Here is a 16,622-nt window from a genome sequence, read left to right as displayed (position 1 = left end):
GTGACAGCCGGGTAAAAATTGAATCAACTGCCTGATACCTGCAGGAGCGAGCGGTGCGGCGATCCGACTTGCCCGCGAAGGCGGTGCGTAGGAACTGCCGAAGGCTGCGATCTTTTGATTTTGGCTTTGTTGATTGATCGAGGGTATAGGCAAGGGCAAGATCAAAAGATCGCAGCCTTCGGCAGCTCCTACAGGGTTTGCGCTTGAATCAACCGCTGGGCATTTGCCGAAAGCTCACCGCCAGGCGATTCCAGCTATTGATGGTGCTGACGGCCATCGTCAGGTCGACCAGTTCACCTTCGCTGAACTGCTCCCGGGCCACTGCGTAAACATCGTCCGGTACGTGGCTTTCCGAAAGCAGGGTTACCGCTTCGGTCCAGGCCAGGGCCGCCCGCTCCCGAGGGTTGAAGAAGTTGCTGTCGCGCCAGACCACGATCGCATACAGCCGACGATCGCTCTCACCGAAGCGGCGCGCGTCCACCGAGTGCATGTCGGTGCAAAAGGCGCAGCCATTGAGCTGCGAGGCGCGGATTTTGATCAGGTTCAGCAAGGCCGGTTCAATGCTCAGATCGCGGGTCAAGGCCTCCATGGCGATCATGGCTTTCATCGCTTTGGGGGATGCGCTGTAGTAATCAAGACGGGCGTTCATGGGGCGACCTCGTGGATCGGATCAGTGCCTCCACACTAGCCGCCGATGCACCCGCGTTACAGACCCAATTCAGCGAAAAAACAATGGACCGCCCGGCAGCAGGCCAATCGCAGGTTTTTCGCCCACGCAACTTCTGCGCAGCCGTTCATGCGGGTAATCTGGCGCGACGCACAGTCGCCTAAACCGCCCAGGAGCCCCGCCGGTATGGAACTTCATGTTGTCATCAACGGCCGCAAGGACCTGGCAGGCCAGTTGTACCGGCAACTGCGCGATGCCATTGAGTCCGGTCGCCTGACAGCCGGGACGCAGCTGCCGCCCAGCCGCTTGCTGGCCGAACAACTGGGGATTTCGCGCAAGACCATTTCCGACACGTATGCACAACTGACCTATGAGAACTTCCTCACCGGGGTGATCGGCAAGGGCACTTACGTCAATGCCCGTCCGGCAAAAATCGTCCACAAGCAGAGCCATTCGGAGCTGGCGAGCTTTGATGTCATCGAACGCTGGCGCAGCCTGCCGACATTCTTGCGCCACCCGACGCTGGAAGGCTCGTTGCGTTACGAGTTCATCGGTGGCGCCACCAGCAAGGGCCAGTTTCCGCAGGACGATTGGCGCCGCTGCACCTCCCATGCCTTGCGCCAGATTGCCGGTTCCAAAGGTTTCTACAGCCTGCCCGAAGGCCTGCCGGCGCTGCGCAATGCGATCGCACGGCACATCGCGTTTTCGCGCGGGGTCAATTGTCAGGACGAAGACGTGGTGGTGTGCAACGGCGCGCAACAGGCGCTGGACCTGATTTCCCGGGTGCTGACCCAACCGGGCAGCCTCGTCGCCATGGAAGATCCCGGTTACCCGCCAGCACGTCTATTGTTTGGGAGCCATGGCGCAACGGTGGTCGGCGTGCCGGTGGATGCGCAAGGCATTCAGGTCGAGCACATTCCTGATGGCGCCCGGCTGATTTACGTCACCCCGTCCCACCAGTTCCCCTTGGGCATGCCCATGAGCCAGGCCCGGCGCGAAGCCCTGCTCGCAAGGGCATACGAGCTGGGGGCGATCATTATCGAAGACGATTACGACAGCGAATTCCGCTATGAAGGCCGGCCCACCGACTCGCTGCAAAGCCTGGATGAGCGCGGTATCGTCGCCTACGTCGGCACTTTCTCGAAGACCTTGTTGCCGGAACTGCGGCTGGGTTACGCGATTTTGCCGCCGGCGATTCTCGAAGCGGTGATCCGCGCCAAGCAGCTCACCGACTTGCACACCTCCACCCTGCCCCAATGGGCACTGGCCAAGTTCATCGCCGAAGGCTGCCTGCTCAAGCACATCCGGCGCTGCCATACGATTTACGCCGGGCGCCGTGAACGGATCCTGGCACGCATGGCGGGCGATCTTTCGCCGTGGTTTGAAGCGGTGCCGACCACGGCCGGATTCCACATGGCGGTGCTGTGTAAGGTGCCGGTCGATATTCCATTGGTGATCGAATTGGCAAAAAAAGTCGAAGTGGGGCTCTATGCCCTGGACGGCTTTTTTTACCAGCAAGCGCCGCGGGCCGGGCTTTTCCTGGGGTTCGGCGCGATCGAAACCCTGGACATCGACATCGCCCTGGACCGGTTAAGGGACATTTTGCAGCAGCTCGGCTGAGGGATTGGTCTGCGGCTTTATCTGGCGATTGGCTATTGGCGGTCTGGGGGTGCAGGCCTATCCTGATTGGGCGTTATCCCTCAATGAGCAGGATTCGTCCGGCCTGATTCAGGAGTGTGAGCAATGTCCAACGAAGTGATCACCACCGTAAAGGTGCAGGCTGCCGCCGGCCGCTCGGACGAACTGGGTAAGCAACTGCAAAAGATTGTCGACACCCTGCGCGAACTACCGGGCTGTGACTCCTATATGGTCGACCGCTGCCCCGAGGACGACACCCGCTGGACGGTCAGCGCCCGCTGGCAATCGGAAGCGGCCATGCAATCGCATTTCAACTGCCCCGAAGTGCAAGGCTTCATCGGCCTGATCGACAGCCGACTGGCGAATGCCGTCGACTTCAACAGCTTTCCAATCGTTTAAAAGCAAGATCAAAAGATCGCAGCGTTCCGCAGCTCCTACATTGGAATCGCGTGCACCCTTGAAACATCGGGCGGACGCAAATTCTGTAGGAGCTGCGGAACGCTGCGATCTTTTGATTTTGACTTGCTTGATTGGTCCCCTCGCCTTCCCGAAAATTGGCCGTTTGATTGCCCGATAGCGCGGCTTACTGTGCTCCCTGACGACTCACCACCTCAGGTAATCAACCATGAATGCGCTTCGTTTTTTTGCTGCCCCTCTCGCCGCCCTGACGCTGAGTGTTTCAGCCCCGACATTCGCCCACGACACCGCAGCCCCTTCAGAAAAAGTCACCGTCCTGCAGGACCAGATGCTGAAAAACGCACCCGGCAAAAAAGCCTTGATGATCGAAGTCGATTACGAGCCGGGCCAATCGTCCATCGCCCATAAACACCAGGGCACGGCCATGGCCTATGTGCTTTCGGGGGAGATCATTTCGCAAGTCAAAGGTGAAAAAGCGATCACCTACAAGGCCGGCGAATTCTGGTACGAACCGGCCGGGTCGGAACATCTGGTTTCGAAGAACGCCAGCGCTACCCAACCCGCCAAGTTGTTGGTGTTCATGGTGTTGGCTCCGGATGAGAAAGTGTTGATTCCTTTGGAAAACTAATAGCTGAGGCGATGCTGATGGCCCTATCGCGAGCAGGCTCGCTCCCACAGTAGATCGCTTTCTTCTGGAAGAATCCGGTCACCTGTGGGAGCGAGCCTGCTCGCGAAGAGGCCCGACCAGACCTCACAAAACCTCCAGACAAAAAAAAGCCCCATCTCTTTCGAGACAGGGCTTTTTCATTCAACGCCTATCAGGCAGCCGGCTCCAGCTCGGCGCTGGCAGTCATATTGGCAGTGGTAGGCACCACCGCTTGACCGCTCAACGCCAGGTCCAGCAGTTCGCGGTTGGCCACCGCGTACATGGCGTAGTCGGTGCCGCTGGCGGCACGGATTTCCACCAGCATGGCGCGCCAGCGTTCGATCATGCCTTCGTGCTCTTCCATCCACAGCGCCAAGCGTGTTTCCACGTCCTGGGTGCCGTCGCCCTGTTGCAGGACGGAGATGGTGATCGCACGTTGTTGCCAGTCGACATCGTCGCGGAACGCCTCACGGGCCAGGGCCTGCCAGTTGTTTTCAACCGGCAGAGCGCTGATCTGTTGCAGGTACCAGGTGATGTCCAGCGCACTGCCCACGGCGAAGTAGGCCTTGGCCACGTCCGCTGCGTTCTGGCCGGTCACGTCCGAAGCTTCGATGATCGGCAACAAGGTGTACAGGTGGGTGGTACCTGCAACCATGCGCGCCAGCAACTCAGGCACGCCAGCAGCGACGTAAGCCTGGTAGCGGGTCTGCCAGCCTTCGCGGGTCGGGCCTTCCAGCAGTTCGTCGAGCTTGAGGCCCAACGCGGCCAGATGCGGACCGAAGTGTGCGACGTCACGGGCAGCGTTCTGCTCGTTGCGACGGCTGCGCAGGAACCAGCGCGTAGCGCGACGGCCCAGACGCATCAGCTCATCCATCAGCTCCAGTTGCACATCAGCGGAGACCTGGTAGTCCAAGGCTTCGATCTGACGGAACCAGTGCGGGAGATGGAAGATGTCACGCACGATCACGTAAGCACCGGCCACATTCGCCGGGCTCATGCCGGTCGACTCTTTGAGTCGTTGAACGAAGGTGATGCCCATGTGGTTCACCAGATCGTTGGCGATCTGGGTGCTGACGATTTCGCGCTTCAGACGGTGACGGCGCATGGCGGCGGAGAACTTGCTCACCAGCGTCGGCGGGAAAGCGGTTTCCATGTCGCGGGTCAGGTAGTCGTCGTCCGGCACCAAGGAGTTGAGCAGCGCTTCCTTGAGGTCGATCTTGCTGTAGGAGATCAGCACCGACAGCTCGGCACGGGTCAGGCCATGGCCCGCCGCGACGCGCTCGTTGATCGCCTCTTCAGCCGGCAGGAACTCGATGGCGCGATCCAGCTTGCCGCGGCCTTCCAGATCGTTCATCAGACGCTTGTATTCGGCAATCCGCGGCAAGGCACGGCGTGCCGCCAGGGACAGGGCCTGAGTCTGCTTGTAGTTGTTGCCGAGCACCAGGTTGCCGACTTCGTCGGTCATGCTCGCCAGCAACTGGTTACGTTGCTTGTCGGTCATGTCACCGGCGTGTACCACTTCGTTCAGCAGGATCTTGATGTTCACTTCGTGGTCGGAGCAGTCCACACCACCGGCGTTGTCGATGAAGTCGGTGTTGGAACCGCCGCCATTGAGGCCGAATTCGACACGACCCAACTGAGTCATACCGAGGTTACCGCCCTCGCCCACGACTTTGCAGCGCAGTTCGTTGCCGTTCACGCGCAGTGCATCGTTGGCCTTGTCGCCGACATCGGCGTGGCTTTCGGTGCTGGCTTTCACGTACGTACCGATACCGCCGTTCCACAACAGATCCACCGGTGCCTTGAGCAAGGCATTCAGCAGTTCGGTTGGAGTCAGTTTGTCAGCCTGAATGTCGAAACGCTCTTTCATCTGCGGGGAAATCGCGATGCTTTTTGCGCTGCGCGAGAAAATCCCGCCGCCTTCGGACATGATGCTGGTGTCGTAGTCCGACCAGGCCGAACGCGGCAAGTCGAACAGACGCTGACGTTCGGCGAAGCTGTTGGCTGGCTCCGGGTTCGGGTCGATGAAGATGTGCAGGTGGTTGAATGCAGCGACCAGTTGCAGCTTTTCGGACATCAGCAAGCCGTTACCGAACACGTCACCGGCCATGTCACCGACGCCCACCACCGTGATGCTGTCTTCCTGAACATTGATGCCGCGCTCGCGGAAGTGGCGTTGTACGCCGACCCACGCGCCCTTGGCGGTAATGCCCATTTTCTTGTGGTCGTAACCGGCCGAGCCGCCGGACGCAAAGGCGTCGCCGAGCCAGAAGCCGTAGTCGATGGCGATGCCGTTGGCGATGTCGGAGAAGGTCGCAGTGCCCTTGTCCGCCGCCACCACCAGGTACGGGTCATCGTCGTCATGACGCACGACGTTGGCCGGCGGTACCAGCGCGCCGTCTTTCAGGTTGTCGGTGATGTCCAACAGGCCCGAGATGAAGATGCGGTAGCAGGCGATGCCCTCGGCCGCGATCTCGTCTCGGCTGCCGCCCAGTGGCAGGCGACGCGGCAGGAAGCCGCCCTTCGCACCCACCGGTACGATGACCGAGTTCTTCACTTGCTGGGCTTTTACCAGGCCCAGGACTTCGGTGCGGAAGTCTTCTTCACGGTCGGACCAGCGCAGACCACCGCGAGCAACGTTGCCGAAGCGCAGGTGTACGCCTTCAACGCGAGGCGAATAAACGAAGATTTCGAACTTCGGAACCGGCTTCGGCAGCTCTGGAATCTGGTGCGGGTTGAACTTGAAGCTGAAGTAGGACTTGTTCTGACCGTTGGCGTCGGTCTGGTAGAAGTTGGTCCGCAGGGTCGCTTTGATCAGGTCCAGGTAACGACGCAGGATGCGGTCTTCGTTCAGCACCTGAACATCGTCCAGTGCTGCCAGAATCGCGTGTTCCAGGCGTTGCTGCTTGTCTTCCAGATCATCACTGGCCAGCTTGCGCGCCAGGTAGAAACGGGTCTTGAACAACCGGGTCAACTCGCGAGCGATGTCGGTGTGGTTGTTCAGGGTGCTGGCGATGTAACCCAGGTCGAAGCCCAGGCGGATCTGCTTCATGTAACGGGCGTAGGCACGCAGCAGCGCCACATCGCGCCATGGCAGGCCGGCGGTCAGCACCAGGCGGTTGAATGCATCGTTCTCGGCATCGCCACGCACGATGTGGACGAAAGCGTCCTGCAAGGTGTCGTTGAGTTGCTGGATGTCGAGTTCCAGACCTTCGGCGGCGGTGAACGCGAAGTCATGAATCCAGAATTCGCGGCCATTGTTGTGACGCAGGCGATACGGGAACTCACCCAGCACGCGCAGGCCGAGGTTTTCCAGGATCGGCAACACGTCGGACAACGCCAGCGGCGTATCGGCGTGATACAGCTTGCAGTGCAGCATGCGCTGACCGGAAACCTGGGCCAGAGGCTGATAGAAGCTCATGACCAGCGGATTTTTTTCGCTCAGGCTCAGCAGGTGCTGCATGTCGACCACAGCCGAGTGGGCTGCGAAACGCTCGCGGTAACCGGCCGGGAAGCCTTTCGGGAAGTCGGCCAGCACGTTGGTGCCCTGGGCTTCGCCAAAGCTCTCGACCACCAGGCTCGCGTAGTCGTCCTGCCAGCTGCGGCAGGCCTGCACCACTTCTTTTTCCAGCAGAACCGGGTCGATGTCCAGACGGTTCTTCGGATCGACCCGCAGAATCAGTTGCACACGGGCCAGCACGGACTCGGAGAAGAAGGTCCAGAACTCGCAGTCCGAGGCTTTCAGGCGATCCATCAGCACTTGCTGGATCTTCTGGCGCACTTCGGTGGAGTAGATGTCGCGCGGCACGTAGGCCAGGCAGTAGCAGAAACGGCCGTACGGGTCTTTGCGCAGGAACACGCGGATCTTGTTGCGCTCCTGAATCTGCACGATCGACATCACGGTGGTGAACAGCTCGTCCACCGGGGTCTGGAACAAGTCATCGCGCGGCAGCACTTCAAGCACCTGGGCCAGTTCCTTGCCCAAGTGAGCCTTGGCCTGGAAGCCCGAACGCTGTTCGATGATCTCGACCTTGCGACGGATGTAAGGAATGACCCGCACGCTTTCGCCATACACCGAGGAGGTATACAGGCCCATGAAGCGGCATTCTTTAACGACTTTGCCATTGGCATCGATCTGGCGGATCGACACGTAATCGGGGTACGCCGGACGATGGACACGGCTTGGGTGTGCAGCCTTGGCGAACGACAGCGGCGTCGGTTCGCGCAGGTAGTTGACGGCGTAGTCTTCGATGCGCAGATCGTCGACGGTCAGGCCGGCGCGCAGCAGTTTGGTCAGGCCGAGGAACGAGTTCTGGTCATATTCGATGTGACCGCCGTTCTGATCTTCGCCCACCACGAATTCTTCGTAGCCCAGGAAGGTGAAGTGGTTGCCCACCAGCCATTCCAGGAAGCTCTTGATTTCGGACTTTTCGTCGGCGTTGATGATGAACTGGCTGTTGTCGATGCCTTCGATCAGCTCCTTGACCTTGGCTTTCATCGGTTCGAAATCGGCGACCGCGACGCGGACTTCGCCGAGAACCTGCTCCAGCTCTTTGGTCAGGACGTTCAGTTCGGCCGTGTTGGCGCAACGGTCGATTTCCAGGTACATCAGCGATTCTTGCAGAATGCCTTCGCCCTGGGTGCCTTTGGGCAGGATTTCCAGCAGCTCGCCCTTGCTGCCGCGACGCACGCTCAGCACAGTGGTTTGCAGGGTATGAATGCTGTAGCCGCGACGGTTCAGCTCGGTGCGCACCGAGTCCACCAGAAACGGCAGGTCGTGGTGCAGCACTTCGACCGCGGTGTGGGTCGACTGCCAGCCGTGGCGTTCGTAATCGGGGTTGTAGACGCGCACTTGCGGATGCGCGTGATCGAAGCGCTCAAGCAGGCGCCACGCAGAAAGGGTGCAGCCGGCGAGATCGGACAGCCGACGCTGGGTCAGCTCGTCCAGGGAAATAATGCCGAAGAATTGTTCGGCGAACAGCGCCACTTGTGGCAGTGCCTGTTCACTGATGTGCTGCGCCAGTGCCGCTTGCAGTTGGTGCTGGAAGTCGGCTTTGCTGGCTGCGGTGAAGAACGCCATCTGTGGTACTCCGCTTGGGCTTGTTATTGATGGAAGCGTCGCGTGCAAACCCCTTTCGGGGGCAATCCGTCACCCTGTTCCTGATTCTCGGGCAGAGGAAACAGGATGACAGGTGGGTGAAGCTGGACGAGACACTCAGGTCACATTCACCTTCCATTGAATGGGCATCTGCAAAAACGACTGCCAAGGCAACAGGCAATGCCTTTACGGGTGCTCATCCGTTGCGCAGCTTAACGAGTGCGGCAAGGGCCGTGCTTGCAGCGCTGCGACATATTCGGTCATCGGCACGTAACTCGCGGCATGTGCCTCGAACAACACTAGCAGTCGTGCAGGAAAATGGGCACTTTATGCCCGGTTTTACGGCACCCGCGTGCCAAAAATGACCAGTAACACCCCGAATGTTCACGACACATATTCTGACACTCAGCCAAGCAGAAATTCCCCGGGGCTGGCAGAATTGCCTTTTGTTACGTTCACCACGCTCGCCGAGCCAGGATTTTCCCATGCAAATGACAACTGACCTCTTGATCGTCAACCCGTGCGACGAAGAAGAAGACAACTTGGCCATGCTCTGCTGCAACAGCGCCGAGGGCGAAATGTTCCTGATGAGCCGCTTTCCGGACGAGGATGAGCTGGAGATCATCTTCCACGACAAGCCTTCGGCCCTCAACGGTGTGAAAGTCACCCTCAGCCCTGACCGCCTGCTGATCGAGATCGCCGCCACGGACGCCGATGTGCTCGATGGCGATGATTCGCTGGAAATCCTGCACAGCACCGATGCGCAGGATCTGGCTGAAGTGGAAGAAACCTTGCAGAACATCCTCAAGGGGACTGGTACTTATATAAGTCAGCTCTAAGCCTCGGAATCTCGGGTGCCTGAACCTGCCTCATCGCGAGCAGGCTCGCTCCCACATTTGATCGCATTTTCATGTGAGAACCCGGTCACCTGTGGGAGCGGGCTTGCTCGCGAAGAGGCCAGCCAGATCACCACCCTGCCCCTCGCCTACAAAATTCCAACAATTTCCCCCATCAATTCCCGCACTTTGCACAAAATGCCGTTAGTCGCCGCACCCTGCGATGGATTAAAGTAACGCCCCCAGCCCTGGCGTTATTCGAACGTCTTCGGTCACCCTTTCCAGGAACAGTCATCGATGGAACATCGTGAAGCGCTGCTCGCGCTGCGAACCTTTCTTTCAACGCAGATTCTCGGCCAGGAAAAACTCATCGAGCGCTTGCTCATCGCCTTGCTCGCCGACGGCCACATGCTGGTCGAGGGCGCCCCGGGGCTGGCCAAGACCAAGGCCATCAAAGAGCTCGCCGAAGGCATCGAAGCACAGTTCCATCGCATCCAGTTCACCCCCGACCTGCTACCGGCCGACATCACCGGCACGGAAATCTATCGCCCGGAAACCGGCAGCTTCGTGTTCCAGCAAGGTCCGATTTTCCACAATCTGGTGCTGGCGGACGAAATCAACCGTGCCCCGGCCAAGGTTCAGTCGGCCCTGCTTGAAGCCATGGGCGAACGCCAGGTCAGTGTCGGGCGCAGCACCTACGACCTGTCGCCGCTGTTTCTGGTCATGGCCACGCAAAACCCCATCGAGCAGGAAGGCACCTACCCGCTGCCCGAAGCCCAGCTCGACCGTTTCCTGATGCACGTAAAAATCGGCTTCCCTGACGCCGCGGTCGAGCGCCGGATTCTGCAACAGGCTCGCGGCGAAGCGCTGCACGGCGAAACCAAGCCCGAGCGCCGGGTCAGCCAGCAGGCGATCTTCGCCGCGCGCAAGGAAATCCTCGGGTTGTACATGGCCGACGCCGTGGAGGAATACCTGGTGCAACTGGTCATGGCCACCCGCACGCCGGCCAAATTCGACCCGGAAATGGCCGAATGGATCGCCTACGGCGCCAGCCCGCGGGGCTCCATTGCCCTGGACCGTTGCGCCCGGGCCCACGCATGGCTGGCCGGTCGCGACTTCGTCAGCCCGGAAGACATTCAGGCGGTGCTGTTCGATGTGTTGCGCCATCGCATCATTCTTTCCTTTGAAGCCGAAGCCGCTGGCATCGACCAGGACCGGGTGGTCCAGCGGATTCTCGACGTCGTAGCCGTCGCTTGACCCCGATGAACGCCCTCCTGCCGCCCGAGCCGGGCATCCGTGTCAGCCTCGCCGAGCTGATCGAGATGCGCCATCGCGTGCGCGAAGTGCAGCTGTTTTCCACGCCGAGCCAGCGCAGCCCGCTGATCGGCCTGCACCACTCCAAACTGCGCGGGCGCGGGGTGGACTTCGATCAGGTGCGGGTCTATCAGGCCGGTGATGACGTGCGAAGCATCGACTGGCGCGTCACCGCCCGGACCCAGGAGCCTCACACCAAGCTGTTCCACGAAGAACGCGAGCGGCCGATTTTCATCATGGTCGAACAGAGCCGCCGGTTGTTTTTCGGCTCCGGGCTGATGTTCAAATCGGTGCTTGCTGCCCAGGCGGCGAGCCTGATTGGCTGGGCCGCGCTAGGCCATAACGACCGGGTCGGCGGCCTGGTGTTCGGCGACGACGAGCACTACGAAATCAAACCGCGACGTAGCAAACAGAGCCTGCTGCAATTGCTCAACCGCCTGGTGCGGGTCAATCAGTCGCTGCACACCGAACGCGAGCCGGACCGCGACGCCTTCGGCATTGCCCTGCGCCGCGCCCGGGAAGTACTGCGCCCCGGCAGCCTGGTGATTGTGATCTGCGATGAACGCGCCTTGTCCGACGGTGCCGAGCAGCAGTTGAGCCTGTTGTCACGCCATTGCGACCTGTTGCTACTGCCCGTGTCCGATCCGCTGGATCACGCCCTGCCCGCCGCCGGGCTTTTACGCTTCACGGAACGAGGGGCGCAGCTGGAACTCGACACGTTGAATTACGACTTGCGCCAGGCCTATCGCGCACAAGCGGAAGCGCGTATCGCCCGCTGGGAGCTGTTGGCGCAAAAGTTGCGGGTATTGCTGATGCCTTTGAGCACCCAAAGCGAAATGGTCGAGCAACTGCGCGAATACCTGAACCCGCAGCGTCCGGGGAAAGGTCGATGAGCAGCCTCGATCAACTGCAACCGCTGATTTCCCCGCCACCGATCGGCTTCTGGCCGCCGGCGCCGGGCTGGTGGCTGCTGCTGTTATTGCTGCCATTGATCGGTCTCGGCTTGTGGCAGTTGCGCCGTTTCATCCCGAACAAGCGCCCTATCGTCCGCGCCGAACAACCGCTGGATCCTGTGCGTCTCGCGGCGCTGGCTGAACTCGCCCGGATGCCCAAGCCCTATGACGGCGCCCCGGCCGGTGCCTGGCTGCAGCAACTCAACGGGCTGCTCAAACGCCTGTGCCGCAACCATTACCCCTACAGCCAGAGCCACACCCTTAATGGGCGCAAATGGCTGGCATTCCTCGATAACCGATGCCCGGCTGCAGGCCTTACGCGCTGGATGGTGCTGGTGGAAGGCGCCTACAAACCCGAATGCAAACTCGACGACAAGGCCATCGCCGGCCTGACTCAAGCAGTCGACACCTGGATTCGCAAACATGTTTGAGTTCGCCTGGCCGTGGATCTTCGCCCTGCTGCCACTGCCGTGGCTGATGCGGGTGTTACTGCCGGTCGCCGACAGCGGCGAACCGGCACTCAAAGTCAGCTTTCTCAGCGACCTCGAAGGCCTCGCTCGCCGCCGTGCCCGGGCGAATCTGCCGGCGTGGCGTCAGCAGGCACCGTTCATTTTGCTGTGGCTGTTATTGCTGATCGCCGCCGCGCGCCCGCAATGGCTCGGCGACCCCCTGCCGGTTGCCGCCAGTGGCCGCGATCTGCTGGTGGCGGTCGACGTGTCCGGCTCCATGGATTTCCCCGACATGCGGTGGCAGGACGAAGACGTCAGCCGACTGTCGCTGGTGCAGCATTTGCTCGGTGACTTTCTTGAAAGTCGCGACGGCGATCGGGTCGGGTTGATCCTGTTCGGCAGCCAGGCCTATCTGCAAGCGCCACTGACCTTCGATCGGCACACCGTTCGCGTGTGGCTCGACGAAGCGCGGATCGGCATCGCCGGCAAGAACACCGCCATCGGCGATGCCATAGGCCTGGCCCTCAAACGCCTGCGTCAACGCCCGGCACAAAGTCGTGTGCTGATTCTGGTCACCGACGGCGCCAACAATGGCGGCGAAATCGACCCGCTGACCGCCGCACGCCTGGCGGCCAAAGAAGGTGTGAAAATCTATCCGATCGGTATCGGCACCGATCCGGAACAAAGCGGCACTTTGGGATTCCTGGGCATCAACCCGAGCCTGGACCTCGACGAACCGGCCTTGAAAGCCATCGCCCAAGCCACTGGCGGCCAGTACTTCCGCGCCCGCGACGGCGAGGAATTGCAGGCGATCAAGCGCACCCTCGACCAACTGGAACCCGTGACTCAACAACCCACCCAAGCCCGCCCGGCCCAAGCGTTGTATCACTGGCCTCTGGCGATGGCCCTGCTGTTGAGCATGCTGCTGGTGATCCGCGAGCGCTGGCCGGACAACCCGTTGCAACGGCTGTTTACCAAAGAGCGGTTTCTGCAATCGCAACTGCCCGACTGGCGTCAGCGGCTCAAACGCCTGCGACTGCGGAGGCGCCGATGATTGCGCTCTGGCCGCACTGGTTCCGTCCCTGGTGGCTGCTGTTGTTGCCGCTGCTGGGCTGGTTACTCTGGCAACTCTGGCATCGGCAGAAGCGCGCAGGCCGCTGGCAAATGATTCTGCCACCGGCCTTCCACGCCGCGTTGCTCAGTGGTGGCAGCGGTCGCGAGAGCAAACTGCCCTGGGTCGCCCTGGGCCTGGCTTGGGCGCTTACCGTTTTGGCCCTGCTAGGGCCGAGCTGGCAGCGCGTCGAACAAACCAGCCAGAAACCCGCCGACCCGCTGGTGGTGTTGCTTGAGCTGACTCCGGAAATGCTCGCCACCGATAGTGCGCCGAACAGGCTGGAACAAGCCCGGCGCAAACTGTTCGACCTGCTGCAAAACCGTAGCGACGCGCAGACCGCAATCATCGTCTACGCCGGCAGCGCCCACACCTTGGTGCCGCTGTCGGATGACCTGTCGACCAGCCGCAACCTGCTGGGTGCGCTCAAGCCGTCGCTGATGCCCCAGGCCGGTCATCGTGCCGATCTGGCGGTGGCCAAGGCCCTCGCGCTGCTGGATCAGGGCGCCCTCGGCCAGGGTCGGATCCTGCTGATCGGCTCGTCGCTGACGGAACAGGAACGCCAAGGGACTCGTCAGGCATTGGACGACAAGTCCACGCAATTTCTGATGCTCGGTATCGGCACTGCCGAAGGTGCGCCGGTCGCGCAGGACGACGGCAGTTTCCTCAAGGATGACCTGGGCGCAATTCTGGTGCCGCGTCTGGACGGCCCCAGCCTGAAGGCCTTTACCAACGGTCTGGGTGGACGTTACCGCCAGGCACGCCTGGACGATGCCGACCTGCGCGGCCTCGGCCTGCTCGACGGCCCACGGGATCTGCGCAACGACGGCCAGACGCTGCGTCTCGACACCTGGGCCGATCAGGGTTACTGGCTGCTGCTGCCACTGTTATTGCTGGCCGCTTGTGCCGGGCGCCGCGGCTGGCTGTTCTGCCTGCCGCTGCTGTTCCTGCTGCCGCAACCGAGTTACGCCTTCGATTTCGAAGACCTGTGGCTGCGTCCCGATCAACAGGGCCTGCACTTGCTCAAACAAAAGCGCCCGGCCGAGGCTGCGCAGCATTTTGAAGATTCTCAATGGCAAGGCGTGGCGCTTTATGAAGCTGGCGACTACAGTGGCGCCGCTCAGCGGTTTGCCGAAAGCAATGACGCCCACGCCCACTACAATCGTGGCAACGCCCTGGCCAAAAGCGGTGAGCTGGAAGCGGCGCTAGACGCTTACGAACAAGCGCTGGAACGTCAACCGGATCTGCGTCCGGCCCTGACCAACAAGGCACTGGTGGAAAGTCTGCTCAAACAGAAGGCCTCAGCGCCGCCCGTCGAGCCGGACAAAACCGCCGATGGCAAAACCGAAACCATCACCCAGGAACCGCCGCCGGGCAGCGCCACCCAACCCAGCAATGGCGAGCCGAAAACCGACGCCGAGCAAACCACGCCGGACGCCGAGCAGCCGCCCACGACACCACCGCAACCGGGCGCCAATGAAGTCCCGGGCAGCGAGTTGGGCGATGAGCAAAGCACCACGCCACCGCGGCACCCGGCCAGCGACATGATCGAAGGCGAACAGCGCCAGGCGCTGGAGCAATGGCTGCGCAAGATCCCGGATGACCCCGGCGAACTGCTCAGACGCAAATTCTGGTACGAACAGCAACAACATCAGGATCAGGAAAAAACTCGATGACCCGCTTCACCGCCTTCTTGCTTGCATTGTTGCCCGCCCTGTTGCTCTGCACCGTTCAGGCCCAGGCTGCGGAGCTGGTCGCCAGCGTCGATCGCAGCCGCCTGAATTCCGGCGAGACGGTCGAACTGACCCTGGAAACCAGCGACGTAACCCAGTTCGGCAAACCCGACCTGACCCCGCTGGAGCCGCTGTTCGAAGTGCGCGGCACCCGTCAGGTCAACCAACTGAACACCCTCAACGGCGACACCCAAGCGACCACCCGCTGGATCATCACCCTGCTGCCCCGGCAAAACGGCAGCGTGGTGATTCCGTCGCTGCAACTGGGCGACGTCCAGAGCCAGCCGATTACCGTACAAGTGATCGAAAGCGAAACCCAGGACAGCAGCAACACACTGGCGCCGGTGTTCATCGAGGCCAGTCTCGACCAGAACAGCGTCTATGTGCAGGCCCAGGCGATCCTGACTTTGCGCATCTACCATTCGGTGTCGCTGTACGACGACAGCAGCCTGACCCCGTTGCAGATTCCCGATGCGCGCATCGAACAGCTGGGCGAGTCGCGCACCTACGAAAAAGTCATCAACGGATTGCGCCATGGCGTGATCGAAATGCGCTACGCGATTTACCCGCAACACAGCGGTGAATTGACCATTCCGGCGCAGATGTTCAGTGCCACGCCGGTCGATACCCGGCCGTCCCAGGACGCAACACCCCAAGGGCCAAAACCGGGCAAGCAGATGCGCGTCAAATCCGCCGAGATCCCGCTGACGGTCAAGGCCAAACCCGGCACGTATCCGGCCGATGTTCCCTGGCTGCCGGCCCGTAGCTTGAGCCTGAGCGAAACCTGGAGCCCCGAACCGGATCAAGCGCAGGTCGGCGACTCGCTGACCCGTAGCCTGACCTTGAACGCCGAAGGCCTCGCCAGTTCCCAGCTGCCCCCCTTACCCGCCACCGAGATCAACGGCCTGCGGCGCTACCCGGATCAACCGGTGCTGGGCAACCAGAGCAGCGAGCGCGGCTTGATCGGCAGTCGCGAGGACCGTGAAGCCCTGGTGCCGACCCGTACCGGCAACATTGACTTGCCGAGCGTTGAAGTGGTCTGGTGGAACACCTTCGAGGATCACCTGGAACACAGCAGCCTGCCGGCCCGCACGCTGCAAGTGGCGAGCAATCCGAGCCTGATCGTCGATAGCCCGGCGGGCAGCCCGCAGGTGATGTCCGGCGCCAACAACGAAGCCCTCTGGTGGTGGAAACTCAGCACTGTGATTCTGGCCTGCACCACCCTGCTGGGCTTCGGCCTCTGGTGGCGCGCCCGTTCGCAACCGGCAATCCTGCGGGCGGCGCAAACCGGCCCGAGCCCACGCACGCTGCTCGACGACCTCAAACGCGCCTGCCAGGCCAACGACTCCCATGCCACCCGCCAGGCCCTCGACGCCTGGGCCCGGCAACAACCGGAAACCCTGGCCGACATGGCGGCGCGTTTTGTGCCGCTGTCCGATGCGCTCGATGGCCTGAACGGCGCGCTTTACAGCGAAACCGGACAGTACTGGCAAGGCGAAGAACTCTGGCGCGCAATTCGTGCGATCCCGACGGCCGAAGGGGTTCAAGACCTGGTTGGCGATACCGGGTTGCCGCCGCTTTATCCGAAATAGAATCAAAAGATCGCAGCCTTCGGCAGCTCCTACGGGTGTACACCATTCCAATGTAGGAGCTGCCGAAGGCTGCGATCTTTTCTGCCCTTCTGCATTCCCGACCTTTTGCCAGTAAACTCTCCTCCCTTTAGTCGCTGTCATTTTCCTCGCGATCATTACCTTATTTCC

The 16,622-nt window shown here is 61.3% G+C and carries 12 protein-coding genes; 10 read left to right on the top strand and 2 right to left on the bottom strand.

What is annotated here, in order from left to right; translation table 11 throughout:
* Positions 1 to 208: 208 nt before the first annotated feature.
* Positions 209 to 649: a carboxymuconolactone decarboxylase family protein gene (locus BK662_RS24235; protein ID WP_123359658.1), complete on the bottom strand. Its 441-nt coding sequence runs from the start codon at positions 647 to 649 to the stop codon at positions 209 to 211.
* A gap of 204 nt (positions 650 to 853) precedes the next feature.
* On the opposite strand from BK662_RS24235, the gene pdxR reads away from it, so the two are divergent.
* The 3 genes from pdxR (at position 854) to BK662_RS24220 (ending at position 3,350) form a co-directional block, all read left to right on the top strand.
* Positions 854 to 2,287 (top strand): MocR-like pyridoxine biosynthesis transcription factor PdxR, encoded by a 1,434-nt coding sequence (gene pdxR / locus BK662_RS24230; RefSeq protein ID WP_123359659.1) that lies wholly within the window; start codon positions 854 to 856, stop codon positions 2,285 to 2,287.
* A 123-nt stretch (positions 2,288 to 2,410) separates the two neighbouring features.
* Positions 2,411 to 2,704: a putative quinol monooxygenase gene (locus BK662_RS24225; RefSeq protein WP_063343499.1), complete on the top strand. Its 294-nt coding sequence runs from the start codon at positions 2,411 to 2,413 to the stop codon at positions 2,702 to 2,704.
* Positions 2,705 to 2,930: 226 nt separating this feature from the next.
* The gene (locus BK662_RS24220; protein ID WP_123359660.1) at positions 2,931 to 3,350 is read left to right on the top strand and encodes a cupin domain-containing protein; all 420 of its coding nucleotides are present in this window, start codon (positions 2,931 to 2,933) and stop codon (positions 3,348 to 3,350) included.
* 190 nt (positions 3,351 to 3,540) lie between these two features.
* Here the strand turns inward: BK662_RS24220 and BK662_RS24215 are convergent, their stop codons facing one another.
* Entirely contained in the window at positions 3,541 to 8,448 is a 4,908-nt protein-coding gene (locus tag BK662_RS24215) for an NAD-glutamate dehydrogenase (protein WP_123359661.1), read from the bottom strand.
* A 503-nt stretch (positions 8,449 to 8,951) separates the two neighbouring features.
* Here BK662_RS24215 and BK662_RS24210 point away from each other — a divergent pair.
* From BK662_RS24210 to BK662_RS24180, 7 genes are all read left to right on the top strand, one after another.
* Complete coding sequence (locus BK662_RS24210) at positions 8,952 to 9,305, top strand: hypothetical protein (protein ID WP_123359662.1); 354 nt, start codon at positions 8,952 to 8,954, stop codon at positions 9,303 to 9,305.
* Positions 9,306 to 9,599: 294 nt separating this feature from the next.
* Entirely contained in the window at positions 9,600 to 10,559 is a 960-nt protein-coding gene (locus BK662_RS24205) for an AAA family ATPase (RefSeq protein WP_007901181.1), read from the top strand.
* A gap of 5 nt (positions 10,560 to 10,564) precedes the next feature.
* Positions 10,565 to 11,509 carry a DUF58 domain-containing protein gene (locus BK662_RS24200; RefSeq protein WP_123359663.1) on the top strand — a complete coding sequence of 315 codons (945 nt, stop codon included), beginning with the start codon at positions 10,565 to 10,567 and terminating at the stop codon, positions 11,507 to 11,509.
* A complete protein-coding gene (locus tag BK662_RS24195; RefSeq protein WP_123359664.1) occupies positions 11,506 to 12,000 on the top strand; it encodes a DUF4381 domain-containing protein in 495 nt (164 codons plus the stop codon). Before BK662_RS24200 ends, BK662_RS24195 begins: the two co-directional genes overlap by 4 nt.
* The gene (locus BK662_RS24190; protein ID WP_123359665.1) at positions 11,993 to 13,072 is read left to right on the top strand and encodes a vWA domain-containing protein; all 1,080 of its coding nucleotides are present in this window, start codon (positions 11,993 to 11,995) and stop codon (positions 13,070 to 13,072) included. Before BK662_RS24195 ends, BK662_RS24190 begins: the two co-directional genes overlap by 8 nt.
* Positions 13,069 to 14,805 carry a tetratricopeptide repeat protein gene (locus tag BK662_RS24185; protein ID WP_123359666.1) on the top strand — a complete coding sequence of 579 codons (1,737 nt, stop codon included), beginning with the start codon at positions 13,069 to 13,071 and terminating at the stop codon, positions 14,803 to 14,805. Before BK662_RS24190 ends, BK662_RS24185 begins: the two co-directional genes overlap by 4 nt.
* The gene (locus BK662_RS24180) at positions 14,802 to 16,454 is read left to right on the top strand and encodes a BatD family protein (protein ID WP_123359667.1); all 1,653 of its coding nucleotides are present in this window, start codon (positions 14,802 to 14,804) and stop codon (positions 16,452 to 16,454) included. The genes BK662_RS24185 and BK662_RS24180 overlap by 4 nt, the downstream gene beginning before the upstream one ends.
* The last annotated feature ends 168 nt before the right edge of the window (positions 16,455 to 16,622 follow it).

The organism is Pseudomonas frederiksbergensis (genome assembly GCF_003732275.1).
Lineage (GTDB): Bacteria > Pseudomonadota > Gammaproteobacteria > Pseudomonadales > Pseudomonadaceae > Aquipseudomonas > Aquipseudomonas frederiksbergensis_H.
This window is presented reverse-complemented; position numbering and strand designations above follow the sequence as displayed.

Excerpts from the sequence above, each read along its gene's own strand:
- BK662_RS24235 (WP_123359658.1), bottom strand. The coding sequence starts at position 649 with ATGAACGCCCGTCTTGATTACTACAGCGCATCCCCCAAAGCGATGAAA.
- pdxR (WP_123359659.1), top strand. The coding sequence starts at position 854 with ATGGAACTTCATGTTGTCATCAACGGCCGCAAGGACCTGGCAGGCCAG.
- BK662_RS24225 (WP_063343499.1), top strand. The coding sequence starts at position 2,411 with ATGTCCAACGAAGTGATCACCACCGTAAAGGTGCAGGCTGCCGCCGGC.
- BK662_RS24220 (WP_123359660.1), top strand. The coding sequence starts at position 2,931 with ATGAATGCGCTTCGTTTTTTTGCTGCCCCTCTCGCCGCCCTGACGCTG.
- BK662_RS24215 (WP_123359661.1), bottom strand. The coding sequence starts at position 8,448 with ATGGCGTTCTTCACCGCAGCCAGCAAAGCCGACTTCCAGCACCAACTG.
- BK662_RS24210 (WP_123359662.1), top strand. The coding sequence starts at position 8,952 with ATGCAAATGACAACTGACCTCTTGATCGTCAACCCGTGCGACGAAGAA.
- BK662_RS24205 (WP_007901181.1), top strand. The coding sequence starts at position 9,600 with ATGGAACATCGTGAAGCGCTGCTCGCGCTGCGAACCTTTCTTTCAACG.
- BK662_RS24200 (WP_123359663.1), top strand. The coding sequence starts at position 10,565 with ATGAACGCCCTCCTGCCGCCCGAGCCGGGCATCCGTGTCAGCCTCGCC.
- BK662_RS24195 (WP_123359664.1), top strand. The coding sequence starts at position 11,506 with ATGAGCAGCCTCGATCAACTGCAACCGCTGATTTCCCCGCCACCGATC.
- BK662_RS24190 (WP_123359665.1), top strand. The coding sequence starts at position 11,993 with ATGTTTGAGTTCGCCTGGCCGTGGATCTTCGCCCTGCTGCCACTGCCG.
- BK662_RS24185 (WP_123359666.1), top strand. The coding sequence starts at position 13,069 with ATGATTGCGCTCTGGCCGCACTGGTTCCGTCCCTGGTGGCTGCTGTTG.
- BK662_RS24180 (WP_123359667.1), top strand. The coding sequence starts at position 14,802 with ATGACCCGCTTCACCGCCTTCTTGCTTGCATTGTTGCCCGCCCTGTTG.